Consider the following 26,220-nt stretch of genomic DNA (forward strand, 5'->3'; position numbering starts at 1 on the left):
TTACCTACTTTCGTCTTTCAAATAACAAATGTTGCCATTCAGGTAAGATCAACTGCTGTAACGCGGTTTGGCAGGCATTGGTCGAACCAGGCAGCACAAAACAAAGTTGATCGCGAACATTAAAACCGGCTAGCGCCCGTGAAGCCAAGGCGCGCGTGCCGATCTCAGTAAAACTGATCTGCCGGAAATGTTCGCCAAAACCAGGGATCGTTACGGGCAATAAAGGTTCTAAAGCATCAAAAGTGACATCGCGTTGAGCGATACCCGTGCCACCATTGGTGATGATCATGTCAGGTTCCGTTAATTCTAATTGTAAAAATGCGCTTTGGATCGCCACGATATCATCAGGCACCACTAAGCGCTGGGTAACGGTGATCTCAGCGGTACCCAGCGCAGTGGCGATCGTTTGACCACTTTTATCATTATCTAAATTACGCGTATCACTGACCGTTAAAATTGCTGCCGTTGTCATTATGGCTGACCTTCTTTCTGTCGCGGCGCTTTGAGTAGCTGCCACAGCGCACGGTAATGCTGCTGTGCTTGTTGCTCATTTAGTTTATAAAGTTGCACTTTACCGGTTTTAAAGTAGCTAGCCGGTGCGTCGTGCCACTTAAAGGTGATCATGCTTGGTGTAACGCGATAAGCGACATGTTTAGCGGCTAAAGTGGCGGCTACCTCAGCAATACTACGTGTTTGCGGTAAATAAACTGACCAAGCATTGCTGCCACATAAGCGGCGCAACAACGTTTTATCATTTAACGTGATCGGTACCTGTTTGTGCTGGCAAACTGGGCAGTCAGCGCGTTTTTTCACTTTAAAGTGCTGCTGCGCTGGTGGCCAACAGCTAACCGTCGTCAATTGATCCAAGGCACCAGCGCCGCTGACAACATAGCGCAACGCCAACGAAACTTGGATGCTGGAAACCAGCGGAATCAGCGGTGTAGCGACGCCGAGAATGTCGCAGTCGCGCTCTTTTAACTTGGTGATATCGGGAAAGGCACACTCAAGGCACGGACCAGCAGTAGGATCAACCAGCATTAATTGGCCGGAAACGCCGGCACAAGCTGCAAAAACGAAGGGAAAGTGCTGATTGAGTGCCAAGCGATTAAGCAGGTCACGGACACTAAAATTATCACTACAGTCTAAGGCCAACGTCAACGGCTGCATTTGCGCCAGTAATTCGGGGCGCAGTTCCACCGGAAAAACATCAATGGTGACGTTGTGATTGATCTGGCGTAATTTAGCTGCTGCTGCATCGACTTTAAACAGTTCATTAGTGGCATCAGCTTCTGTGAAAAGACTTTGGCGCTGTAGGTTAGTTTCACTGACGGTATCAGGATCCACTAAATAGAGTGTACCGACACCGGCGCGCACCAACTGTTCAGCTGCATAAGTTCCTAAGGCGCCACAGCCGACGATCAGAATCGTGCTAGCGTTGATTTTAGCTTGACCAGCGGCGCCAATTTGTTTGACGCGCATTTGCCGATCATAACGTTCGATGACGCTCACCTCCGTGTGCATAGACAAAATGCATTGAAATAACTGCTAACTAATCCTTGAGCAAAAACAAAAAACCACTAGTTGAATACTCTTATTTTTAACAAAAATTTCTGTATTTTTCATAAAATTCGGGCAATTCCCTAATCGCAGTATAGCATTGTAAATGATATTGTGAATATTAGGGAAAAGTCTTACTTTTGTGCGCAACTTTTGCCGGAGAAGTTAGCTCGCGTTTGTGATTATATTTGGTATTAAGGTAGTTAAAAAATATTCAATGTGGAAACGTGTTGAAAAAAGCAAAATGACCTATCGCCGTATTAGCCAAACAACTAGCTAGGCGATACGTTCTATAATCTAAGCGCTTTTTTCAATACTTTAGTTCTGGAAGGGACGTGAATAATCGTGAAATCTCGCTTTTTTAAGCAAGTCGAGAAATTTAACGGCAGTTTTACGCAGCTGGAAGAAAATAATCGCCGCTGGGAAAAACTGTATAAGCAGCGTTGGGCCCACGATAAAGTTGTTCGAACGACTCATGGTGTCAATTGTACTGGCTCGTGTAGTTGGAACGTTTATGTGAAGCAAGGCATCATTACGTGGGAACATCAAGCGACTGATTACCCATCGTGTGGGCCAAACATGCCGGAATTTGAACCGCGGGGCTGCCCACGTGGCGCTAGTTTTTCGTGGTATGAATATAGTCCGGTACGGATCAAATATCCTTACATTCGTGGCAAGTTGTGGCAATTATGGACTGAAGCTAAGCAAAACGCGGCAGATCCAATTGCTGCTTGGGCGAGTATTGTTGAAGACAAAGAAAAGACACATTACTACAAGAGTGCCCGCGGTCATGGTGGCTTAGTTCGGGTGCATTGGGATGAAGCACTGGAATTGATCTCAACGATGCTGATCTATACATTGAAAAAATATGGCCCTGATCGGATCGCCGGTTTTTCACCGATCCCCGCGATGTCAATGATCAGTTATGCTTCCGGCGCACGTTTCCTTTCCTTGCTTGGCTCGGAAATGTTGAGTTTCTATGATTGGTACGCGGATCTACCACCGGCGTCACCACAAGTTTGGGGTGAACAAACCGACGTTCCTGAATCCAGTGATTGGTACAACAGCCAATATATTATGATGTGGGGTTCTAATGTGCCGTTGACCCGGACGCCGGATGCGCATTTTATGACTGAAGCGCGCTATCACGGGGCTAAGATCGTTGCCGTCAGCCCAGATTATGCGGAAAATGTTAAATTTGCCGATAACTGGTTGGCGCCACATCCAGGGACCGATGCTGCTTTAGCTCAAGGGATGACCCACGTCATTTTAAATGAATACTATCAAAAACGGCAGGAATCGCAATTTATCAATTATGCGAAACAATTTACCGATCTGCCATTCTTAGTTTTCTTAGACCCGAGTGCGGCTAATGATCATCACTTTACATCGGGGCGCTTTGTGCGGATCAGTGATTTATCTAGTGACAAGGTGGCTAACGCTGAATGGAAGCCAGTGGTCTGGGATCAAAATACCCAGCAGATCGTGGTACCAAACGGCACGGTCGGTCAACGGTGGGAAGATAATCGGCAGTGGAATCTGACGCTGCAGGATGACGCTGGCAATCCGATCGATCCTGAATTAAGTGTCGGTGCTGACAGTGAGAATGTCGTTGTTGATTTCCCAGTATTTGATCGGCAAGGCAACGCTGTTTTAGTTCGGCATTTACCGGTTCGTTCAATTACTTTAGCCAATGGACAGCAGAAATTAGTCACTACTGTTTATGATCTAATGATGAGTCAATACGGTATCAAGCGCACCGCCAATGATGATTTAGCGGCGCAAGGTTACGATGATGCCGCCAGCATTTACACGCCAGCGTGGCAAGAACAAGTTACCGGCGTTAAACAGAGCTTAGTCGTGCAGATCGCCCGTGAATTTGCCCAAAACGCCATCGATACTGGTGGTAAATCAATGGTGATCATGGGCGCTGGGATCAATCACTGGTTCAACAGCGATATGAATTACCGGACGATCATCAATATGCTGCTATTATGCGGCTGTGAAGGTGTTTCCGGTGGTGGCTGGGCCCATTATGTTGGTCAAGAAAAGTTGCGGCCAGCTGAAGGTTGGGCAACGATCGCCTTTGCCAATGACTGGCAACCTGGTGGTGCGCGCCAACAAAACGGCACGTCCTTCTTCTATTTTGCCAGTGATCAATGGAAGTACGATGAATTAGACAATCGGGCGCTGAAGTCACCGGTCAAAAAAGTGAAGCACAGTTACGATCATCCCGCGGACTACAACCAAATGGCGATCCGCCTAGGCTGGCTGCCGGGTTATCCGCAATTCGATCGTAATTCGCTGAACTTTACTGAACAGTACAAAACCACTGACATCGGTGAGCTCAGTCAAAAGGTGGTCCGTGATCTGAAGTCTGGCGACTTGCATTTTGCCGCTGAAGATCCCGATGCGCCACAGAATCAGCCGAAAGCAATGTTTGTTTGGCGCTCCAACTTATTTGCTTCTTCCGGTAAAGGCCAAGAATATTTCATGAAACACTTACTCGGTGCGGAAAATGGTTTATTGGCTAAGAGTAACGATAACTTTAAGCCGACAGAAATGAAATGGAATGATGAAACCATTGAAGGTAAGCTCGACCTGTTGGTTTCCTTAGACTTCCGGATGGTAACCACGCCGCTATACGCTGACGTGGTTTTGCCAGCGGCAACTTGGTACGAAAAGGAAGATCTATCGTCCACCGATATGCATCCCTTTATCCATCCGTTTAATGCGGCGGTCAGCCCACTATGGGAATCTAAGAGTGACTGGCAAACCTTTGCGGCGCTGGCACGAAAATTCTCGACGATGGCAGCCAAATACATGCCGGAACCAGTTTATGACTTGAAGACACAGCCGTTAGGACATGATTCTAAGGCAGAGATTTCCCAACCATTAGGTGAGATCAAGGATTGGAAGTACGGCGAAGTTGAACCAATTCCGGGCAAAACGATGCCAAGCTTGTCCTTAGTTAAGCGCGATTATACCCAAGTTTATTCGAAGTATGTTGCGCTAGGGCCACACGCTGATGGTAACGTCGGTGCGACTGGCTATTCATACAGCGTTAAGCCAGAATACGCTGAGTTACGTGATCGTAATTCAGTTTGGGACGACGGCATCAATGTCGATTGTCCAAAATTAGACCAAGATAAGAAAGTCGCTGAAGCGGTCTTACTACTTTCCAGTGCCACCAATGGTCACGTAGCACAACGGGCGTGGGCGGATGCTGAAAGTAAAACTGGACGTAAGCTACAAGATATCAGCGCTGGCCGTGCCGAGGAAAAGATCACCTTTAAGGCGATCACCACCGAACCACGCGAGGCGATCCCAACGCCTGTCTTTAGTAGCTCGAAGCATGATGGTGATCGCTATTCACCATTTACCTTGAATGTTGAGCGCTTAGTACCGTTCCGTACCTTAACTGGGCGGCAACAATTCTATCTTGATCACGAAACGTTCCAAGAATACGGTGAAGAATTAGCCACTTACAAGCCAACGCTGCCGCCGACGGTGATGGGACCTAAGGATACGAAGATCACACCGGAAGCTGATGAATTGACGTTGCGTTATATGACACCGCATGGTAAGTGGAACATTCACACGATGTACTATGATAATTTGGAAATGCTGACCTTGTTCCGGGGCGGCCCGAACGTTTGGCTCAGCCCACTAGACGCCGATAAAATTGGTATCAAGGACAACGATTGGTTGGAACTTTACAACCGTAATGGGGTCGTTACTGCACGGGCAGTGGTCAGTCACCGGATGCCGGAAGGCTCGATGTATATGTACCATGCTCAAGATATGGAAATCCAGGAACCATTATCGACGATCACGGGTAACCGTGGTGGTAGCCATAATGCGCCAACCCAGATCCACATCAAACCGACGCAAATGGTTGGGGGCTACGCGCAATTAAGTTACGGCTTCAACTACTATGGTCCGATCGGTAATCAGCGTGATTTGTACGTTAAAGTCAGAAAATTAAAGAAGGTGAACTGGAATGAGGATTAAAGCACAGATCGGTATGGTCTTAAACTTAGATAAATGTATCGGCTGTCATACGTGTTCGGTCACGTGTAAAAACACTTGGACCAACCGTCCCGGCGCAGAATACATGTGGTTTAACAACGTTGAAACTAAGCCCGGGGTCGGCTACCCGAAACGTTGGGAAGACGAAAGCCATTATCACGGTGGCTGGGAACTTAATAGCAAAGGCAAGCTACAACTGAAGGCCGGCAACAAACTTAACAAGATTGCTTTAGGTAAGATTTTTTACAATCCTGACATGCCAGAGCTTGATGATTACTATGAACCGTGGACTTATGACTACCAAACGCTTTTTGGCCCAGAAAAGAAACATCAGCCAGTTGCGCGGGCAAAGTCACAGATCACCGGCGAATATATGGATCTTAAAACTGGCCCCAACTGGGACGACGATTTAGCAGGTTCGCCGGAATACTTGCAACAAGATCCGAATATGGCAAAAATTGAAACGGATATCAAGGCTAATTTTGAACAAGCCTTCATGATGTATCTACCACGGCTATGTGAGCATTGCTTAAATGCACCTTGTGTCGCTTCATGCCCATCTGGTGCTATGTACAAGCGTGACGAAGATGGTATCGTGTTAGTCGATCAAGAACGCTGTCGTGGCTGGCGTTTCTGCATGACTGGCTGCCCATATAAGAAAGTTTACTTCAACTGGCGGACGAATAAAGCTGAAAAATGTACCTTCTGTTATCCACGGATCGAAGAAGGCATGCCAACAGTTTGTGCTGAAACTTGTGTCGGCCGGATTCGTTACATTGGCGTGATGTTGTATGACGCTGATCGCGTTGCGGAAGCAGCCGAAGAACCCGATGATTCTAAACTGTACGAAAGCCAACTGAGCTTATTCTTGGACCCTAACGATCCAGCAGTGATCGAACAAGCCTATGCTGACGGCATTAGCGATGAAATGATTACCGCTGCCCAGAATTCACCGATTTACCGGATGGCCGTTACGGAAAAAATTGCCTTCCCATTGCATCCCGAATATCGGACAATGCCAATGGTTTGGTACGTGCCGCCTTTGTCACCAATCATGAACTACTTTGAAGGCCGCGATTCGATCAATAACCCAGAAATGATTTTCCCAGGGATCGATGAAATGCGTATTCCTGTTGATTATTTAGCTAGCCTATTGACTGGCGGCAACACGGAAGCCATCAAAGCAGCGCTATACAAATTAGCGATGATGCGGCTTTACATGCGGGCACGGACTAGCGGTAAAGATTTCGACACGGAAAAATTAGGTCGCGTTGATCTAACTGAACGTAGTGCGACTTCTTTATATCGCTTACTCGCAATTGCCAAATACGAGGATCGGTTTGTCATTCCAACTAACCATAAAGAACAAGTTGAAGATGGTTATGATGAACAAGGGACATTAGGTTATGACGAATGCCAAGGTTGCAGCTTAGCACCGCAACATAGCAGTATGTTCCGCAAGGCTGAGGCCGGCAAGTCAACGGCAGAAATCTATGCCGAAACATTCTATGGGGGGATCTGGCGTGATTAATATTGAACGCGTGGACCAAATGCGGCCCGGCTTCGTCTATTTTTCGCACTGGTTAGATTACCCCAGCGACGAATTATTGCAGCCAACGTTGGTCGCTGACTTTGCCCGCGACTATCCGGAAACACCTAATAAAGCAGCGTTAGTCGCTTGGATCAAACAATTACAACAAAAGTCATTGTTTGACCTGCAACAAGAATATTCAAATCTTTTTGACCTGAATAAGCGTTTTACGCTATATTTAAGCTATTATCGCTACCAAGACTCTCGGGAACGCGGGCAACTGTTAGCAAAATTAAAAATGTTGTACGAAATGTTTGGCGTCTCCGTTGAGGGTGACGAGCTAGCTGATTATTTTCCATTGATGCTGGAATTTTTGACCTATGGTAATTGGGATCAAGATGAACGGCAACAAGATATTGGGCTTGTGTTCCAAGTCATTGAAGACGGCACTTACAATTTACTGAAAAATGAAGCCGAATATGCTGGCGAAGCCTATCTCGAATTGATTCGCTTACTGCGGCAAGAATTTAAATCCTGCATCGGCGCACAACAGGAGGTGTCATAGATGATCGCGAGCCATCCGTTTCAATTTTTCTTGTGGAGTATTTATCCGTATCTCATGCTGGGATCATTTTTCTTCGGCACGATCATCCGCTTTGCCTTTTTCCACCCAACCGTTACTGCCAAATCCAGTGAACTGTTGGAAAAAAAGACCTTGATGATCGGTAGTATTATGTTTCACGTCGGCATTATCGGTGTATTTTTTGGCCATATTATCGGCGTGTTGATCCCAAAAGCCTGGACGGACGCACTGGGGATCAGCGATGAATTTTATCATCACATTATCGCCATGCCAGCCGGTGCTTTCTTCGGGATCTTGGCCACGGTCGGGGTATATATCCTTTGTTTCCGTCGCTTTCATGATCACCGGGTGTTCCACGCTAGCTCAACGGGTGATCTAGTGGTGATCGTCGCATTGACCGTGGAGATCACACTGGGGATGCTATCTTCCTTTGTTGCGGGGCCGATCAATCCTGATTTTAATTATCGGACGTCCTTGGCAATTTGGGCGCGGCAGATCTTCATGTTCCATCCTGATTTCCGCTTGATGCTGCAAGTGCCACTAATGTTCAAGATGCACGTTATCTTCGGCTTTATGATTTTTGGCGCCTTCCCGTATACGCGCTTGGTTCACGCGTTGGCCTTACCATGGCAATACGTTTACCGTCGTTTCATCGTGTATCGACGCCGGCCACAGATTTAATCACATTTAGGACGGTCACCGCTAAAATAGCGATCGCCGACTTTCTGTTTGTTATCTGCAAACAGTTAAGTTGGTGGTCGCTATTTTTTAGTAACCGAATACAAATTAATCGTTTCTATTTTAGATTTAGACTTGACTTAGAATGATTATCATTTAGAATAAAGGTTGCAGGCAATTAAATTTTAGGAGGCTACCATATTTTGTCATTAGTTGGAAAAAAAGTTGGCGAATTTAACGCACATGCATATCGGCAAGGTGAGTTTGTTGACGTTTCAGATAAAGATTTACTCGGTCATTGGAGTATTATCATGTTTTATCCAGCGGATTTCTCATTTGTTTGTCCGACTGAATTAGAAGATCTTCAAGATAATTACGCACAGTTACAATCATTGGGTGTTGAAGTTTATTCCGTTTCCGCGGATACACACTTTGTACATAAAGCGTGGCACGATGATTCCGAAGCAGTTGGTAAAGTCGAATACACTATGATCGGCGATCCATCACAGAAAATCATCCGCTTATTCGATGTTTTAGATGAAGAACAAGGCCTTGCTCAACGGGGGACGTTCATTCTTGATCCTGAAGGTGTCGTTCAAGCCATGGAGATCAACGCTGATGGTATCGGCCGTAACGCTGGTGAATATTTGAATCGGATCAAGGCTGGCCAATATGTGGCCGCGCATCCGGGTGAAGTTTGCCCAGCTAAGTGGAAAGAAGACGAAGCCACACTGACGCCTGGCTTGGATCTTGTCGGTAAAATTTAGCGTCGTTAGCTGAAAGAAGTTGCTTTGTTAATTACGTTTTAGAGTAAAGCATGTTAAAAGGCCGCGAGTTCGGCCTTTTTCGATAGAAGTAAATCTTCAAGGAGGTTTTACAGCGATGGCAATTGATGCAACAGTTAAGCAACAACTGGTTGGTTACTTAAAATTATTAGAGCATGATGTGGTGATCACCACCGATCTAGGGACCGATCAGCGTTCGCAAAAAGTCAGTGACTTTGTAAATGAAGTCGCAGCGTTGACGCCACGGATCACCGTTGTCAGTGGCAAACTAAAACGACAACCAAGTTTTGCGCTTGATCAAGCGGGTCAAGCTAGCAGCGGGATTGAATTTGCTGGGGTACCATTAGGACACGAATTCACGTCATTTGTGCTGGCGTTACTTCAGGTTTCCGGTCACGCACCAAAAATTAGTGCGGCGACGAAACAGCGGATCACCGCTATTAACACGGATTTACATTTTGAAACTTTTGCCAGTCTAAGCTGCCATAATTGTCCCGATGTGGTACAAGCGCTGAATATTATGAGCGTGCTCAATCCACACGTCAGTCATACGATGATCGAAGGTGGCATGTATCAGGATGAAGCCACGGAAAAGAATATCTTGGCTGTGCCGACGGTCTTTTTAAATGGTGAAGAATGGCATAATGGCCGAGCAACGTTGGAAGAACTAGTTGATAAAGCTGCTGGCGCTGCACCGCAGCATGTTGCTAGTGATTGGACTGACCAACAATTTGATGTCGTGATCGTTGGTGCTGGCCCAGCAGCTGGCAGTGCAGCAATTTATGCCGCACGTAAAGGGATCTCGACAGCAATTGTAGCCGATCATTTTGGCGGCCAACCACTGGATACGTTGGGTATCGAAAACTTAGCTGGTACCGACTATGTTGAAGGTGAGCAGCTGATGGCCAATATTCAAGCGCAAGTTGAAAAGTACGGCGTCAAAGTACTGACAGGCCAACGGGTTGAACAGATCGTCAAAAATGATGTGGTCGAATTGACTTTAGCCGCTGGCGATGTGCTTAAAGCTAAAACAGCGATCATCGCAACTGGTGCGCAATGGAAGACTATTGGCGTTCCCGGCGAAGCTGAATTTAAAAACAAAGGCGTCGCCTACTGCCCACATTGTGATGGTCCATTATATGCCGGTAAAGAGGTTGCCGTGATCGGCGGCGGTAATTCTGGCATTGAGGCAGCCATTGATTTGGCTGGCATTTGTCAGCATGTGACCGTGCTTGAATTTGCACCTGAACTAGGCGCGGATAGCGTTTTGCAGGCTAAAGCCAATGCGGCAACTAACATTACGCTGCTCACCAACGCCGCCACCAAAGAAATCACTGGTGCGGGCCGGGTTAACGGTCTAACTTATACGGATCGTGCCACCCAAACGGAACATCATTTGGATCTAGAAGGGGTCTTCGTGCAAATTGGGTTAGTACCAAATACGGACTGGGTCACTGCGCCGATCGAAGTCAACGCGCATCATGAAATCGTTACGGATGCACGCCAAGCAACCAATGTTGACGGTATTTTTGCCGCCGGCGACTGCACTGATTCGGCTTACAAGCAGATCATCATTGCGATGGGCGCCGGTGCAACCGCAGCCTTAAGCGCTTTTGACTATTTGGTTAGAACCAGCGTTAAAGCTGAAAAAGTCATGGCGTAATTGCTAAAAATCACTTGGTAGTGCAACTGACTACCAAGTGATTTTTTTAATAGCGCAATGTCAAATGGTGATCCGGCAAATTATGATCACCATTTAATGTGCCTAAGGGGCCGCTTAACTGTGAATCATGGGCCGCCAATTTGTAGCCTGACGTTTGCTTCAGTTTCGCTAATTGTGGGGCCGTCATAAAGTCATTGCCGGTTTCGAAGCGCCAATTGGCATTGATCAAGAAATTAATTTCGACATTTGCTTGCTGCTTAGTTAGCCTATGATTGGCGTTGATGTGCTGCGCTACCATGTTGTCATTCATTTGCTGGAACAACTTTTTCAAGTGGCGTTGATAGTGAACCAATGACGGCTGCTGGCGCTGTTTGGCGGTCAGGTAAGGCGTCAGCTTGAGTTGCCGTGTTTGGTAGTGTAGTTGGTGTGGCGTCGATGTTACCACGCCATAACTGGCCGGAGTCATAGAAAAGCTACCGCTAACGATCTCAATTGTGGCGTGCTTTTGCTTCGGCGCAGCCATAATATCTTGCGCGTGAATGTGGCCAGAAAATAAGACTGGCACATGATACCGATTCAGGATGTGCCGCAACGCAGCGGCATTATCCAGGACCCAACCTTGCTTCATCATTGAATGGGCATAAAGATTGTGGTGTGTGAACACCAGCGTTTGCTGGCCAGCGGCTTTAGCGCTATGTAGTTGACCTTCGAGCCACAGCAGCGTACTCTGTTTCAATTTTCCACCCGTATTCGGCGCGTCAGTTGAGGTGTGGGTTGGATAAGTATTATCGTCCAACAATAATAGCCGGTAACGTTTATTCAAATTAACCGCGTAGCTCAGTGAATCATTATCGACGGCGCAAGCATTTTGATAACCGTCAGCAAAAATCTGGCGCCAAGCGCTGGGACTGATCTGGGGAGTGGGGCTTTGCTGCTTGCCGGAAAATTTGCGCGCCCAACCGCCATTAATATCATGATTACCGGGGATGATCAGCAGGTGAATGCCAGCTTTTTGCAGTGGCCGCAGCCGGCGGGCTAAACTTTTTGCACTGGCTAATTCACCGTTAAACGTTACGTCGCCAGTGATGATCACTGCCGTTGGCCGCTTTTTTAAAGCCGTTTGGACTAAGGCATGCAAGGCAACTGGCTGGTCGGTCAAGTCTTTGCCAGCTGCGGTCTGGGTGATCTGCTTAAAAGCCGCCTGCTGGTCGTGTAAGCTGGGCGCAATAAAATGTGGGTCCGACAGCACCCAAAAACTCGGCTTAGTATTGTTAGTTAAATCGTGGTCAGCGGCTTGTGTGGTTGTTAAACCTAAAGCCAACAAGCAGCCTGTGATCAACATAGTTAAAATAATCGTTGCCCGGCGCACGGCCGTCACCTCCTTGCGTTTATTGTAGAAAATTAACTGGCTAAACACAAATGCCGCTATTGCCTAAGCTAAATTATTATTCTACACTTAGTGTTATTAACTTTAATGAAAGACCGTGAGCAAATGCAAAAAGTCGGCATTATTGGTGGCTTAGGCCCGGAAGCAACGATGATGTATTATCGCGCAATTATTAGTCAGTTTCAACAACATCAAGGCAATCAAACGACATTACCAGAATTAATGATCAACAGTGTGAATATGTACCAAATGTTTGCCTGGCTAGAAAAAGAAGATTACACTGCGGTGGCCAATTATTTATCCCAGGCTGCCCAGCAATTGGCTGCCGCTGGCGCTGATTTTGTGGTCATGTGTGGGATTACACCGCATATCGTGTTTGAGCAAATTCAGCAGCCGGTACCGCTGCTAAGCATGGTAACGGCCAGCTGCCAACACGCGCAAAAATTAGGTCTGAAAAAACTTGGTTTACTGGGAACTGAATTCACGATGCAACACGACTTTTTTAAACGCGCCTTTCGTGACGCTGGCATTGAAGTGATCACGCCAAATTCACAGCAGCAACAATTTATTCACCATAAAATCGTAACTGAGCTGGAAAACGGAATTGTTAAACCAGCGACACGACAGGATTTTTTAGCCATTATTAAGCAATTGCAGTTCGAGCAGCAGATCGATGGCGTTGTTCTTGGTTGCACCGAATTACCTTTATTATTAAAAACAACGGATGTGGCATTACCATTGTTAGATCCGGCGGCCATCCATATTGCGGCGATCGTGGCCCAAATTTTCAGTTGACTGCAGAAAACGTAATGTTTTTCTTGATGGGCCACCACAGCCACAAAAACGGCTATAATAGAACATGATCAGTTAATAGGCGACCATACAGTATAAACTATTTTTGGACCTAAATTAGGAGGAACTTACGCAATGTCACTCATTACATTAAAATCAGCTCGCGAAATTCGTGGGATGCAAAAATCAGGTGCCGTTTTGGCGGGGATGCACCTTGGCCTACGCAAAATTATCAAGCCGGGTATTTCTAGCTGGGATATTGAAAAATTCGCGCTACGTTATTTGGCTGAAAATAACGCTAAACCAGAGGAAAAGGGTTTTGAAGGCTACGAATACGCCACTTGTGTCAGCATCAATAATGAAGTTTGTCACGGTTTTCCGCGCAAGGATGTCCTGTTGAAAGACGGCGACTTAGTTAAAGTTGATACCGTCGTTTCTGTCGATGGCTATATGTCAGATTCCTGCTGGGCCTACGCGGTCGGCGAAGTCAGTGATGAAGTCAAACATTTGATGGCAGTTACGAAAAAGGCACTTTACCTCGGAATCGATCAAGCCGTCGTCGGCAATCGCGTCGGCGATATTGGCCATGCGATCCAAACTTATGTTGAAGATGAGCAGGGTTACGGCGATGTGCGTGAATACGTAGGGCACGGCATTCAACCAACGATGCACGAATCACAAGATGTTCCCGGTTATGGTAAAGCAGGCAAAGGCTTGCGTTTACGGGCCGGCATGACGATCACCATCGAACCAATGGTTAACGTTGGTGACTGGCGCTGCGATAGCTCTGCGCCCGATGGTTGGACCGTGACCACTGAGGACGGCTCACTTAGCTGCCAATATGAACATACGTTAGTGATCACCGATGATGGTCCGAAAATTTTGACCTCACAGGATCCAGAATACGATGCTAAATATTTACTCAAATAAGTTTTAACGCACTGACGCGGTTATGTCAGTGCGTTTTTTTATTGATAGCGTGCAATCATTGTTTGTAATTGCTGCAAATAGCTGTTTTTGAGTTGTTCTGGATATTCGATAGTGACGTGCTCGCCAAAGGTGATCAGATAGTGGGTCATGTAGGCCAGTTCTTCTTGATTATAGCTGCCGGTGATATACGGGACCTGATCAATCGTTTCTAAGGTCATGTTCGGATAATTATTTTTTAAAAAGAGTTCCTTGCCGAAGGCGGTCAAGCGGCATTTAAATGGAATATCGTGATAGTGCTGTTCGTAATCTCGTTGTAACTGACTTAATTCAGCCTGAGAGTAGGCGGCGGTATGGGCATGATCAATTGCCAATTCAGTCATGTAGTCGCAGCGATACGTACCCCAATGTTTTTTCTGAAGATCGTAGGCACTGCAGAACCAAATTCCATTGCGATAAAAGAGTTCATAGATCTGTAGCTGCGTTGTTTCCGGCGTATATTGCGTATAAGTCACAGTAACGATTTTATTTTCCAAAATTGCTTGTGTGATCGATGCCAAGTTCGCCGGTGTATTGATCGGCGCCACATTATAATAATGAATCACGTCGAGTACTTTAGTGATATCAGCTTGTTGTGCCACCGGCATCGTCGCCAATAATTTTTGCCGGATCTGTGGATATGATTTCTCACAAGGGGTACTTGAGAGTGAATTCAACGCCTCTAAGGCAAAAAAGATGGCGCGGATCTCTTCTTCATTAAAATAAATCGGCGTTAATAATTTCTGACTGATCAAGTGGTAGCCACCATGCCGACCATTTTCCACGTAAAATGGTAGACCTAAAGTTTCCAGTTCGGCGATATCACGTAAAGCAGTTCGTTTGGAAATATTAAATTTGGTCATTAGATCGTGTAATTGAAAGACATGCTTAGCGCTGAGAAAAATAAGTTCTTGATTTAACCGTTCCGATTTTTTCATGGCTAACTCCTCGATTTAAAGGTGCCATGTTTTGGCGCCTTTTATATTTATACTCATTGTAACAAATGAAGAGGAGTGCTAACATGCAAACATTAATTATTAATGCACAACCAGATTTAACTAATAAAGCCCATTTTTCAACTAAGCTACAGGAAATGTTCTTGACTAAATTTGCGGCACAATTTCCAGAAAGCACAGCGACGATTTTAAATTTATACGATACACAAATTCCGCGGATCGAAGCAGCACAGTTACTCAAGGTTTGGGAGCAAGGTGCTACCTTATCATCAGAAGAAGTCGCATTAGCGCAAACCTCGACCGCATTATTAGCGCAATTTAAGGCCCATCACCGTATTGTGATCGTGTCACCGCTGCATAATTTTAACGTCACCTCACGTTTAAAAGATTATCTCGACAATATTTTGATTGCGCGGGAAACGTTTAAGTACACTGACGATGGGTCAGTCGGCTTAATGACTGATGATTATAAAGTACTGTTATTGCAAGCTAGCGGCTCAATTTACACGAATGATGATCGTTACACGTCACTGGAATTCTCGCGGTTTTATTTACAGAAGATGTTCGAAGAAATCATGGGTTTTGATCAATTCTACATTGCCCGCGCCCAAGGCACCGCTACTTTACCGGTCAAGCAAGTTCTAGCCAGTGCGGCCGCCGATCTCGATTCAGTCTTTACCCAATTTTACGCGTAAGCAAAAGGCCAAGAAAAGTGTTTTCTTGGACTTTTTAATGCATTTATTTAATTTGATACGTTGTATCCAACAGTTCAACTTTAGCGCGCAAGCCAGCGGTTAAATAGATCTGCTGATTTTTAGTCACGTAAATAGCGGCTAAATTCGGCTGTTGTGCGATCAATTTAGTACTGCTTAAGCCTTGGTAAAAGGCGATTGTCGTCCAAATATCAGCGGTCAGTGAGTCTGGGGCAATGATGGTCACGCTAGCTAAATTATTGGCGATCGGGTAGCCAGTTTGACTGTCGAACATATGATGATAATCGTGACCGTCAATTTGCAGATGACGCTCATAAATACCGGAAGTGACCACCGCCGCGGCCCCAGTGGTTAAGCGTAGGATCACATGGCCACGTTGCTGTTGTGGCGATTGAATGCCAACGCGCCACTGCTGCTGGCCAACTAATAGAATATTGCCACCGAGATCGATAATCCCTTCAGCCACGCCTCGTTGCTGCCATAATGTACGGATCGCATCGGCAATATAGCCTTTGGCGATGGCACCGAGGTCAAGTTCCATACCGGGTTGCCGCAGCCAAACGCTTTGCTGCTGATCATTTAGTACGATTTGTTGCGGATCGATCAATGGCAATTTAGCGGCAATCGCTTCTGGACTAGGTTTACGGGCATCGCTAAAACCGATGTGCCATAATTTAACTAGCGGACCGATGGCGGCATTGAAGCCTAAAGCTTGTTGACTGACCTTGACCGCTGTTTTGACCAATTGATAGGTCAACGTTGAAACTTGAACTGCGTGCCGACCGGCGGCATGATTGATCGTCATTACTTCTGACTGTGGCCGATTAACGGTCAGCACATCTTCATAATGTTGGATCAAATGGTAAGCCGCTTCAATATCAGCTACCGTTGCCGGCGCAAAAACAGTTAAGTTGATCAAGGTGCCGAGCGCAAAATAACTTTTCTTAATTGGTTGCATTGTTTATGCGTGGACGGTTTTAGCTAAGGCATTTTTAACGGCGCTCTTGATCGCGTTGCTGGAAGCTGAGGCACCAGAAACCGCATCAACATCGTAGCTATTGGCTGCAACCATTTTAGCTGGTAATTGTTCGACTGCTGCTTTGCCGACATCTTCACTTTCACTTTGTTTAACGACTTCAACTGCTTGGATCTTATCGTCAGCGTAAGTGACACGAACAACCACTTGGCCACCAATACCGGCTTCACTGACACCTAAATATTGGTTGGGGCCGACACTGATACCAGCTAATGAATCCTCACTGCTTAAATCATTGCCGCCAAGATCGACGTTAGCGGTTGTTGTTACTGGCGCAACCGTCGTTTCACCTTTGGCTTTTGCGGCATTTTCACCGGCAATTTTACCGAAGATCAAGCATTCGGCTAAGTTACTGCCACCGGCGTATTGGTTAGCGTTGGCGCCACCAAGTTCACCAGCACCGTATAAATGCGGAATTGGTTGTTGCTTTGTGTTTAAGATTTCTGCTTTTGCGTTGCGCCGTGGACCGCCTTGAGTGTTCAACATGCCGGATTCTAATTTAACAGCATAGTATGGACCAGCAGCGAAAGCCCGCATCGTTGCAGCATCACGATGCTGACTGTAGTCAACACCATTTTTGGCAAAACTATTAAATTCAGTCACGGTTTGTTGTAAAACGTCAGGGTTCAATTGCGTTTGCGCCGCTAAATCAGCCAAGCTATCTGCTTTGATCACACGACTGAAGAAATCAGGATCAGGTAATTGTTTTGCGGCCTTAAATTGATCATATTGTTTTTGATCGAAAATCAAATAAGGATGATCTTGCGCTGTTGGGATCCGCCAAGTACCGTGATCATACAAGCGACCGTGGCGGTTGGCTTCATCTTCACGGAAGTAACGACTACCATCGTCACCGACCACAAAAATACTGCCGGTGTACAGATCAGGCCAAGGCGCTAAAATTAATTTGCCTCGTTCGCCGGGATGGGTGGCAAACGTCATACCGGAAAGCAGGCCTAAACCTTCATAACTCTTCATATGCCACATGTCAGCGCCAATTTCTTCGGCCATTTTAATGCCGTCGCCTTGGTTATACAAAGTGCCGATCGGTGCCAAATGTGGGGCGCCTAAATAATCTTGGATTGCTTGCTTGTCAGTTTCAAAACCGCCGCAAGCCAAGACGACCCCGTTTTTAGCCTGTATGTTGACGCTTTGACCGTTACGCTTGATCGTGACCCCAATGATTGCTTTTGTAGTTGGATCTTGAATCAAATGTTGCGCTGGAGAAGCTAACCAAACATCGATATTTTGGTTGCGGTCAACAACGTGTTGGCGTAAGTTTTTCCATAAAGCAGCGTCGAAGAAACCTTCGTGCACGGTGGTTAGATCAAATGTATCGGCACCTTCATATTCCGGATATTCAGGCGCTAAGCCTTTAGCTACTTCGCCACGAGAACCATTTTTGTAGGTGTCGTTGTAGCTAACTGGTTCAACATCGAGGTAATCGCGGAAGTATTGGCGCATATTGACCATACCGTGAACGTAGGTCTGCAATAAGTCAGAATCTAAATCAATTGGACCGAGCATGGCTTTATAGTAAGCCAGCATTTTGTCGTAGTCGGAGCCAGTAGCAACGACTTGGCCAGCGTAGCGGACATTGCCGCCTTCGTGACCTTCTGGAGCGGCATCGGTCAATAAGACTTTCGCACCGTTATCAGCGGCAAAGCGGGCGGCAGTTGCACCAGCAGCACCGAAACCAATAACGATGACATCATAGGCACCATTCCAAGTTGTTTTTGCAGCCAATTTTGGGGCTTCCTTTCGATATGTGTGATTGATCACACGAGCAAAATCAAGATAATGCGTGAAACATTCTTCTAAAAAGCTGATCGTTTGGGCGTCTTTTAACTGTTGGTCGCCGTCAAAGGCTTCCTTAACGTGACCCAGTAAGAATTCATTGCCAGGTAAGACGATCGCACCGACACCAGGTGAATCTAAAATTTGACGCAAATGTTGCTGCGCCCGTGAAGTGCCTTGAGGACCATACGAGGCACCGACGATCATGACTGGTTTATGGGTCAGTGGGTGCACCTTGCAAGACAGCCACTCGATCGCACTTTTAAGGGCTGCTGGAATAGAATGATCATATTCCGGAGTGGCGATGATCACGCCATCAGCAGCGTCAATTTTTGCGGCTAATTGAGCCACGCTGCCAGGTGTTGGCGTGACGATATTTTCATTGAATAATGGTAATTGATTAATTTCACAAATTTCGATCGCGTGCTGCGCACCGAAGTGTTTTTGCATGTATTGGAGCAAAATACGATTGGTTGAATAGTCCGCATTTGTACCAACGATACCAATAAATTTCATTGAATAACCCTCTTTGATAGTGATTTTTGAGCCAAAGATTTCTGATGTTATGGACGCTGACCTTACTGGTGGCGGCAATCACGCTTATCAAAAACATGGCTTTGTAATATATTCTATAAACGATATAACGTGTTTTCATGCACGGAAAGTAATATCTTTTTTGAAGATCATTAGGATTAAATTAACCTTCATTTTCTATACTAGTCCATTTCAATAAATTGTGAAATAATTATTTTGTGTTAAAGTTATGCTATTTTTGGCATATAATGAATTTATCTAGTGGAATGAGGTGAACGGGCATGACACCATTAGCAAAAGATAAACAGTTTATCGCGATTTTAGAGATGGTGGCTAAATTGGGTAATATTACTGCAGCCGCTGAGGCATTATTTATGACTCAACCAGCCGTCAGCAAAATTATTCAGCAACGGGAAAATCATTTGGAAACGCGCTTGATCGAACGGCGCCATCATCCACTGCAATTGACTTATGCGGGCGAATATTATTTACAACGACTACAGCATATTACTGCTCAATATGATTCACTGTATCATGGCCTGGCCACGCTAAATGAAGCAGGGCACGGGCGTTTGACGATCGGTGTGACCCAGTCATTAGGGGCGCAGATCTTGCCCCAACTATTACCGCAGTACCACGCTACTTACCCCAATGTGGAGTTGCGTTTGGTCGAATATCCTAGCAGTGAAGTAGAAAATGAACTGGCTAATGACAATTTAGATTTATATATCGGCGTTTTACCAGTGGATAATCATAAAATTCACTATCAATTGTTTGAGCGCGAGCCGATTTATTTGCTGGTACCACCTAGCCACCCGGCATACCGTAAGCCCACCAAGGCAGTGACGGTGATCAATGATTGCCGCGATTTAATTGACCGGCAGCCATTAATTTTGGAAAACGAAAATTCAGGCTTTCAACGTTTGATCGCAGAATATTTAGCCAAAAATAATATTGATCCACAAATCGTTTTACGCACGGCCAGTTTGGATACGGGGATCAAATTGGTGCAGCACAACTTCACTGCCGCAACGTTTGTACCGTACTCGGTTTGGCAGAGTCATCCAGCAACAGCAGCATTAGCAACTTATCAATTAGCGACCACGGAGTTACAAAGCGAAACAGTGATCGCTTATAAACGTGACCGCCTGCTGACGAAGCAGGAAAAGGCATTTATCGATTTGGCAGTGGCAGTTGGGCGAGGAGTTTAGCAAATTTATAGTGTGGTGTATTTCGCATGATTTGCTGAAAGTAACGTTGATATTTAAATTATGCGTATCTCTAGCTATGCATAATTGTAATAGATAACCATAACAAATAAGTATGTTGTTGGGTCAAAGTTGTGGCTTACAATATATGTATAAATGTTATTTAACTACAGAAGGAGAAATGTTTATGCCTGAAACTAAAGTAGCAGCGCTGGAAGCAACTTGATCTGATTTCAAAACTTTTCATCATACTATAATCAAAAGAAGAGCATTACGACCAGATGATGTGGCAATTGACATTAAATATTGTGGAATTTGTCACTCAGATATCTCAATCGTTGAAGGAATTGATAGTATCTTTAAGCGCCCAATTGTGCCAGGGCACGAAATATCGGGAATCGTTAGTGCTATTGGCCAAAACGTTCATAAGTTTAATGTTGGCGATCGAGTAGGTGTAGGTTGTTTTGTTGATTCGTGCGGCAAATGTAAATATTGCCAAGCCGGCGAAGAACAATTCTGTGAAAAGGGCGTTATTTCTGTATTTGTTGGCGATGATTATGCTGGTAATCAATCAGAAGGCGGCTACTCTCAATCTATCATTGTTAAAGATCGCTTTGTTTTATCAATTCCCGATAAGCTAGATTTAGCTGAAGCTAGCCCGTTACTTTGTGCTGGTATCACAACATATAATCCTTTAAAACGTTATGGTATAAAGAAAGGATCTAAAGTGGCGATTGTTGGTTTAGGCGGATTAGGTCATATCGCTACCCAGTTTGCTAATAAGATGGGTGCGGAGGTTACAGTGATTGGACACTCAGAATCAAAAGCCAACGAAGCAAAAGAATTTGGCGCTAAAGCGTATGAGATACTAAAAACGCCAGAAGATTTCACTCGCTTGGATGGTCAATTTGATTTTCTTCTTAGTACAGTTGCGGTTAAGCTAGACTGGAATGAGTATTTTAAATTATTGAGCGTTAAAGGCATTGCTTGCAGTGTTGGCTTGCCTATCGAAAACCAAGAATTTAGTTTACAAGCGATGTTTAATCGGCAGAATACGTTAATCGTATCGAATGTTGGCGGGATCGCGTTGACGCAAGAAATGTTAAATTTTGCAGCGGAAAATGATGTTCATCCTAAAATAGAAATGATCGGTATTGATGATGTACCAGCCGCATATGAACGCATTCTGAATAGTGATGTTCACTATCGGTTCGTTATAGATATGAGTACTTTGAAGAAATGATGTGGGTCAGTTTGCTAACAGATGTTTGTCGATTTTAAAGTCACTGTGTGAACGGAAAAATTAGCGTAAAAATAACGGTGCAGCAGAATCTAATTAGATTTTACGGTTCTATACTTTTTCCTGTTGATAGCTTACTTAACATGGTAATCTATTAGCAGGATTTTTTAGTGCAAAATAAAAAAGGCCCATAAGCCTCGCACCTAAAAAATCCACCCACTACAGCATCATTTTTAAAGGACGTGAAAACTTATGGACCCTGTAGATAATAATATAAAATTTGCGCTCAGTATTAAAGACCCAAATGTAGTTTTTTACAAATATAACTATCAAGTGATTAAAGCTAAGCGCGCAAAAGTATATATAGCCACGGTTAAGTTCGACCAGAAACATTGCGCTAACTGTGGCTTTTGCGAGCTAAGTCATAATGGACACTACGTATCACGCGTGACCTATCTGGCAGCGAATGCGAGTGAACCAGTTTATTTAGAACTCCATAAAGAACGCGTCATTTGTCGTAATTGTAAAGCGTCGTTTATGGCTACTTCTGATGTGGTAGACAAGTACTGTTGTATCTCCCGAGCCACGCGTCAGAAAGTGTTTATGAGTCTACAAGACGACCGCACTCAAGCTAGCATTGCGATCGATGCCGGCATATCAGCTAGCACTGTCTGTCGTTACTTAGACAACTATGATGACTTATTTCGCAGAAATCTTAACTATCTACCGGTTCATCTCGCCATGGATGAATTTAGAGGAATTGGTGGTCGGCTCCATTTCATCTGTATTAATGGCGCTGGTGAGCATGAAATTCAACAAATTCTGCCAGACCGATTCAAGCAAAGTATTACTGATTATTTTAAACAATTTCCAGCAAGTGTTCGAGCACGTGTCAAAACAGTTACCGTAGATCTAAATAGTTACTATCAAGACATTGCCAAGGCAATGTTTCCGCAGGCAAAAATTGTGATCGACCGCTTTCACATCGTTGCAATGATGACTCGGGCTTTTAATCAAACTCGGGTGCAAACCATGAAAAAGTACAATAAAAGATCCTATGAATATCGCACGTTAAAGTTCGCCTGGCGGCTTTATTTGAAGTATGCCGGAAATCTAGATGAGGAACATGTCTTTTATGACCGACACCTGCGAAAACAACTCACACAACTAGAACGTGTAGAACAAGGACTGACAATTAACGAAGAACTTAAAGCATCGTACGAGTCGATGCAAAGCATCATGGAAAACCTTAAGAATCAAGACAAAGACAAGCTTGTGGAAGATCTATATACAAATCAAAATATAAGTCCCTACATGAAAGCAGTGTTTCAAACGTTCAAAAAGAACTTAGTGGTTGTACTCAACGCCAGTGAATCGGACTATACGAATGGCCCAGTCGAAGGCATGAATCGAATGATTAAACAAATTCAACGTACAGCATTTGGATTCCGTAATTACCATCATATGATTTCACGTATTAAGTTACGGCAAATGAGAACAAAACCAATGAAAAAACAGAGTTGAAAGTCGCATGACTTTCAACTCTGTAAAAGCTATTCATCAACAGGATTTGACAAAGAGCCGATTTTACCGCACCGTTATTTTTATACATAAGCATTTCAGTAACATTATTGTCGCTACTTTATTTAAGCACCCATTTCCCAATGCCCTAAATTACTGGCAGCAAGGGTTTCAAAATAGGCGAGTAATTCAATAGCAGCGTGCCGATCAACGCGAGCAAGCGCGTTAAATCCCGTACCCGTAGGCACAACGTTGGACATGCTGGTGATTTGATTGCCGTTTTCGATCGTGACTTGAGCGAAAGTGGCAGACCAATTGGTGCCCATGTTTTGCGCGAAAACAAAAAACAAATTAAAATCATCGCTGAGATAAGCAGGCATGGCCCACGCTTCTGCGTCCATCGGTTCAGGCACGACGTTATCGTGGAAAACCAATAACGGTGCAGTTTTGGCTGTAATTGGTTGCTTTAAAATAAAAATAGCATTTTCAAATTCAGGACTACCAGGTTCTGCGCTAAGATTCACGCGGGATCACTTACTTTCATTGAGGTTAAAGGCATTTGGCACGTTGTCTAAGAGAAATTATTTAGATAAAATGCGTATTTAGTCTTGATCTGCTTGATGGGTTCATCCATCACGTGCTCATAGCCCTTATCGTCGACCAAAAAATGTTGATGGACGATAGCCGACAAATGGTGCCGCAAAACAGCATTCGCAACCGGAATTGGCGTTGTATGGATATCAAAATGATTTAGATAGCCCGGCGTCAAGACCTTGGCAAAGTCATTAAAGGTATCAGCGAAGACTTGTGCATAAGCTTTATCGGCATACTTCAATTCGATCTCTTCCAATTTCGTATAATAAACGCGGTCTTCTAATTTTTTCTCATTTTTAATGATGTGCTGGGCATCATATTCATGAGTCAAATAAGCATCCCAGTCACGGAATGCATAGGCCGACAGACGGTCGACGAATTGCTGTCCTTCAGGGGATAAATTCTTGCGGTGCAGTTCATGCGAATCACTAATAAAGTAGGGGTGCGCTAAACGTTGAATTACAAAATCGTAAAAAGTTGCTGGTTCGATCGCGCGCACACTATCAGGATCATATAAAGGTCCCTTACCAGGCTTTTCAGGTAGTTTACGCAAGGCCTGCCGTGTCTGGTCAACCGCAAAGATCAAGTCTTCAATATCAGTATTATTTGGATCAGGGTCACGACTGATAACTTGTAAAATTTGCGTATACAAACGGATCAGGTCATTACACTCAGTCTTTTGATTCGTAAAAACGGCTTTTTGTGCCTCATACTTACGTGTTTCTTGTTCTAATTCTTCTTCCAGTGCCACTGCTAAGCGTTCAATTTTGACAGGCAGTACTGGTTGATCAAAGGATTCTTCCGCGACTGTGTGTACCGCTTGGCGCAATTGCGGCCGCATTTCGATAAAATCGGGATAATCAAATACGTTAGGAAAATCTTCCTTTGGTTTAGCTGACTTAGCTGATTTTTCCTGATTACCAGTTAATGCAGCGTGATCAATGTGAAAATGTGCCATGATGGGTTCACCTATCTTTCTCCGTAAAAACTATATCCACTATAAGCGTTTTCTACACAAAAGTGAATGGGTGAAATGCCTAATTAAAAATGATTTAAACGTCCAAATAGATTCAATAATATGACAATAAGAACAGCAAGATTGCCTAAGCAAGATACCATAATGATACCAAAACGCAGCGTAAAAATTTTATAACCACCGTGTACGTAGTCACGACGCTGGCGTCGGCCGCGATAGGCTAGGGCTGTCATGAAAGTAACAATTGTTAAAACCGCTTGCAAAAAGACGCCGATAAATACAGGATAAATCTGTCCAGTTAGAAAAGCGTAATTGACTAGTGTTAAAATACCAGTAATAATGGCTAATAAAGACATTAGGTCACCTCTAATACGTATTCTAACAAATTTACACCGCGCGTTTTATAATCAAGTTAGCCAAATACTTTTAGCTAATTGATAAAATAAAAAACACCCAGACAAATCTCTGTTATCATTGATGTTCCTACACAAACAATGAAAGAGGTTATTGTCTTGATGCAAGAACAGAATACCACAGTCAGAAAAAAAGGTCAGCACCTAACTTCGTTTGAACGAGGCAGAATTGCTACGCTGCACAGCCAAGGCTATTCCAATCGTGCAATTGCCAGAGCGCTTAATGTTTGTCATCAAACAATCAATAATGAATTGTGCCGCGGCGAGATCGACCAAGTAAAAAAAGTGAATAGTCAACGCCAATATTACGCTGTATACTCACCAGAAACAGCACAAGCTAAGTACGAAGCTAATCGAGCCCACTGTCATCGACCTTTGAAACTCGTCGGTGTCGCTGATTTTATCGACTATTTTACGACTCATTTGCGTCAAGATGGTTGGTCGCCTGATGCAGCAGTAGGACGGGCCAAACTTGAAGGCTTATATCAACCTGAGGAGATGGTCTCGACCAAGACGCTATACCACTATATTGATGCCCAGTTACTTGAAGTCCGTAATCTTGATCTACTCGAAAAAACGCGCCACCGTGCTAAACATCATCACTCGATCAAGCACAAGCGTCTGGCCGGACGGAGTATTGATGAACGGCCTAAAAGTATCGACCAGCGCCAAGAGTTCGGCCATTTCGAATTGGACACCGTGGTGGGCAAGCGCAACGGTCAAGAGAGTGTGATCTTAACGCTGATCGAGCGTCAATCCCGCTGCCAAATTCTACGTTTGATCGATGGTCGTGATGCCGATTCAGTCAACTATGAGCTGGCCAAGATCTGTCAAGAATACGGATCAATCATGAAGTCAGTTACTGCCGATAATGGCGCTGAGTTCTCGGAAGTTGGCGCTGTACTTACCGGTGTCGCTGACCTTTATTATGCCCATCCATATCGTTCCTCTGAGCGTGGGACTAACGAAGCGCATAATCGAATGATCCGCCGCGATGTACCCAAGGGTCTATCCATGGATATTTTGGGTCCTCATGATATCCAAGCAGTTGAGTCAAAGCTAAACAATTTACCGCGCCGGCAAACTGGCTATCAAACACCCAAAGAGCTTTTCTCCGCTGCTTCCGCCGGTTAAGTTAAGTCCATAAAATATGAATATTAATGAAAATACTGATTTAATAGGATTTATCGTGTGGCTAATTTGTTCTTGCAATTTGGGAACAAATTTACACCTAAATGGGTTGATTTTTTTGATAGAA

22 protein-coding genes are annotated in these 26,220 nt (G+C 44.7%); 13 read left to right on the forward strand and 9 right to left on the reverse strand.

Annotated features, from left to right (window positions below; translation table 11 throughout):
* Positions 1-4: 4 nt before the first annotated feature.
* A complete protein-coding gene (locus LC20001_RS01015) occupies positions 5-472 on the reverse strand; it encodes a MogA/MoaB family molybdenum cofactor biosynthesis protein (RefSeq protein ID WP_010011284.1) in 468 nt (155 codons plus the stop codon).
* Entirely contained in the window at positions 472-1,509 is a 1,038-nt protein-coding gene (locus tag LC20001_RS01020) for a HesA/MoeB/ThiF family protein (RefSeq protein ID WP_099267182.1), read from the reverse strand. Before LC20001_RS01020 ends, LC20001_RS01015 begins: the two co-directional genes overlap by 1 nt.
* 393 nt (positions 1,510-1,902) lie before the next feature.
* Here LC20001_RS01020 and LC20001_RS01025 point away from each other — a divergent pair, with 393 nt between their 5' ends.
* From LC20001_RS01025 to ahpF, 6 genes are all read left to right on the forward strand, one after another.
* Positions 1,903-5,571 carry a nitrate reductase subunit alpha gene (locus tag LC20001_RS01025; protein ID WP_010011286.1) on the forward strand — a complete coding sequence of 1,223 codons (3,669 nt, stop codon included), beginning with the start codon at positions 1,903-1,905 and terminating at the stop codon, positions 5,569-5,571.
* Positions 5,561-7,120: a nitrate reductase subunit beta gene (narH, locus tag LC20001_RS01030; RefSeq protein ID WP_010011288.1), complete on the forward strand. Its 1,560-nt coding sequence runs from the start codon at positions 5,561-5,563 to the stop codon at positions 7,118-7,120. The genes LC20001_RS01025 and narH overlap by 11 nt, the downstream gene beginning before the upstream one ends.
* Positions 7,113-7,685: a nitrate reductase molybdenum cofactor assembly chaperone gene (narJ, locus tag LC20001_RS01035; protein ID WP_003679795.1), complete on the forward strand. Its 573-nt coding sequence runs from the start codon at positions 7,113-7,115 to the stop codon at positions 7,683-7,685. The genes narH and narJ overlap by 8 nt, the downstream gene beginning before the upstream one ends.
* Positions 7,686-8,384, forward strand: a complete 699-nt coding sequence (gene narI, locus LC20001_RS01040) for a respiratory nitrate reductase subunit gamma (RefSeq protein WP_003679793.1) — start codon at positions 7,686-7,688, stop codon at positions 8,382-8,384.
* A 200-nt stretch (positions 8,385-8,584) separates the two neighbouring features.
* The gene (gene ahpC / locus LC20001_RS01045; RefSeq protein WP_003679791.1) at positions 8,585-9,148 is read left to right on the forward strand and encodes an alkyl hydroperoxide reductase subunit C; all 564 of its coding nucleotides are present in this window, start codon (positions 8,585-8,587) and stop codon (positions 9,146-9,148) included.
* A 115-nt stretch (positions 9,149-9,263) separates the two neighbouring features.
* Entirely contained in the window at positions 9,264-10,829 is a 1,566-nt protein-coding gene (gene ahpF, locus LC20001_RS01050; protein ID WP_003679788.1) for an alkyl hydroperoxide reductase subunit F, read from the forward strand.
* A gap of 46 nt (positions 10,830-10,875) precedes the next feature.
* Here ahpF and LC20001_RS01055 read toward each other — a convergent pair whose 3' ends face one another.
* Positions 10,876-12,198, reverse strand: a complete 1,323-nt coding sequence (locus LC20001_RS01055; protein ID WP_010011290.1) for a metallophosphoesterase — start codon at positions 12,196-12,198, stop codon at positions 10,876-10,878.
* 105 nt (positions 12,199-12,303) lie between these two features.
* On the opposite strand from LC20001_RS01055, the gene LC20001_RS01060 reads away from it, so the two are divergent.
* Together LC20001_RS01060 and map are read left to right on the forward strand one after the other, a co-directional pair.
* Complete coding sequence (locus LC20001_RS01060; RefSeq protein ID WP_082602224.1) at positions 12,304-13,011, forward strand: aspartate/glutamate racemase family protein; 708 nt, start codon at positions 12,304-12,306, stop codon at positions 13,009-13,011.
* 132 nt (positions 13,012-13,143) lie between these two features.
* Positions 13,144-13,938 carry a type I methionyl aminopeptidase gene (gene map, locus LC20001_RS01065; protein ID WP_010011296.1) on the forward strand — a complete coding sequence of 265 codons (795 nt, stop codon included), beginning with the start codon at positions 13,144-13,146 and terminating at the stop codon, positions 13,936-13,938.
* A gap of 38 nt (positions 13,939-13,976) precedes the next feature.
* Here map and LC20001_RS01070 read toward each other — a convergent pair whose 3' ends face one another.
* Positions 13,977-14,912 carry a helix-turn-helix transcriptional regulator gene (locus LC20001_RS01070; protein ID WP_010011298.1) on the reverse strand — a complete coding sequence of 312 codons (936 nt, stop codon included), beginning with the start codon at positions 14,910-14,912 and terminating at the stop codon, positions 13,977-13,979.
* An 83-nt stretch (positions 14,913-14,995) separates the two neighbouring features.
* Here LC20001_RS01070 and LC20001_RS01075 point away from each other — a divergent pair, with 83 nt between their 5' ends.
* Positions 14,996-15,625, forward strand: coding sequence for an FMN-dependent NADH-azoreductase (locus LC20001_RS01075; protein WP_010011299.1), 630 nt, complete (start codon positions 14,996-14,998; stop codon positions 15,623-15,625).
* A gap of 43 nt (positions 15,626-15,668) precedes the next feature.
* On the opposite strand, the gene LC20001_RS01080 is transcribed toward LC20001_RS01075, so the two are convergent.
* Complete coding sequence (locus LC20001_RS01080; protein WP_010011301.1) at positions 15,669-16,601, reverse strand: FAD:protein FMN transferase; 933 nt, start codon at positions 16,599-16,601, stop codon at positions 15,669-15,671.
* A 3-nt stretch (positions 16,602-16,604) separates the two neighbouring features.
* Entirely contained in the window at positions 16,605-18,992 is a 2,388-nt protein-coding gene (locus LC20001_RS01085; RefSeq protein ID WP_010011303.1) for an NAD(P)H-dependent oxidoreductase, read from the reverse strand.
* Between the two features lie 299 nt (positions 18,993-19,291).
* Between LC20001_RS01085 and LC20001_RS01090 the strand changes: the two genes are divergently transcribed.
* The 3 genes from LC20001_RS01090 to LC20001_RS01100 all read left to right on the forward strand — a co-directional run bounded on the left by LC20001_RS01090 (position 19,292) and on the right by LC20001_RS01100 (position 22,982).
* On the forward strand, positions 19,292-20,221 hold the full coding sequence (locus LC20001_RS01090) for a LysR family transcriptional regulator (protein WP_010011304.1): 930 nt from the start codon (positions 19,292-19,294) through the stop codon (positions 20,219-20,221).
* A 283-nt stretch (positions 20,222-20,504) separates the two neighbouring features.
* Positions 20,505-21,461: an NAD(P)-dependent alcohol dehydrogenase gene (locus LC20001_RS01095; RefSeq protein ID WP_010011305.1), complete on the forward strand. Its 957-nt coding sequence runs from the start codon at positions 20,505-20,507 to the stop codon at positions 21,459-21,461.
* Between the two features lie 249 nt (positions 21,462-21,710).
* Positions 21,711-22,982, forward strand: coding sequence for an ISL3 family transposase (locus LC20001_RS01100; protein WP_099267091.1), 1,272 nt, complete (start codon positions 21,711-21,713; stop codon positions 22,980-22,982).
* A gap of 122 nt (positions 22,983-23,104) precedes the next feature.
* Here the strand turns inward: LC20001_RS01100 and LC20001_RS01105 are convergent, their stop codons facing one another.
* From LC20001_RS01105 to LC20001_RS01115, 3 genes are all read right to left on the reverse strand, one after another.
* Positions 23,105-23,503, reverse strand: coding sequence for a hypothetical protein (locus LC20001_RS01105; RefSeq protein WP_010011310.1), 399 nt, complete (start codon positions 23,501-23,503; stop codon positions 23,105-23,107).
* 47 nt (positions 23,504-23,550) lie between these two features.
* Positions 23,551-24,531: a hypothetical protein gene (locus LC20001_RS01110; protein WP_010011311.1), complete on the reverse strand. Its 981-nt coding sequence runs from the start codon at positions 24,529-24,531 to the stop codon at positions 23,551-23,553.
* Positions 24,532-24,614: 83 nt separating this feature from the next.
* On the reverse strand, positions 24,615-24,905 hold the full coding sequence (locus LC20001_RS01115; RefSeq protein ID WP_010011313.1) for a hypothetical protein: 291 nt from the start codon (positions 24,903-24,905) through the stop codon (positions 24,615-24,617).
* Between the two features lie 159 nt (positions 24,906-25,064).
* Here LC20001_RS01115 and LC20001_RS01120 point away from each other — a divergent pair, with 159 nt between their 5' ends.
* A complete protein-coding gene (locus tag LC20001_RS01120) occupies positions 25,065-26,096 on the forward strand; it encodes an IS30 family transposase (protein ID WP_169925056.1) in 1,032 nt (343 codons plus the stop codon).
* Positions 26,097-26,220 lie beyond the last annotated feature (124 nt).

The sequence above is a fragment of the Loigolactobacillus coryniformis subsp. coryniformis KCTC 3167 = DSM 20001 genome, assembly GCF_002706425.1.
Classification (GTDB): Bacteria; Bacillota; Bacilli; order Lactobacillales; family Lactobacillaceae; genus Loigolactobacillus; species Loigolactobacillus coryniformis.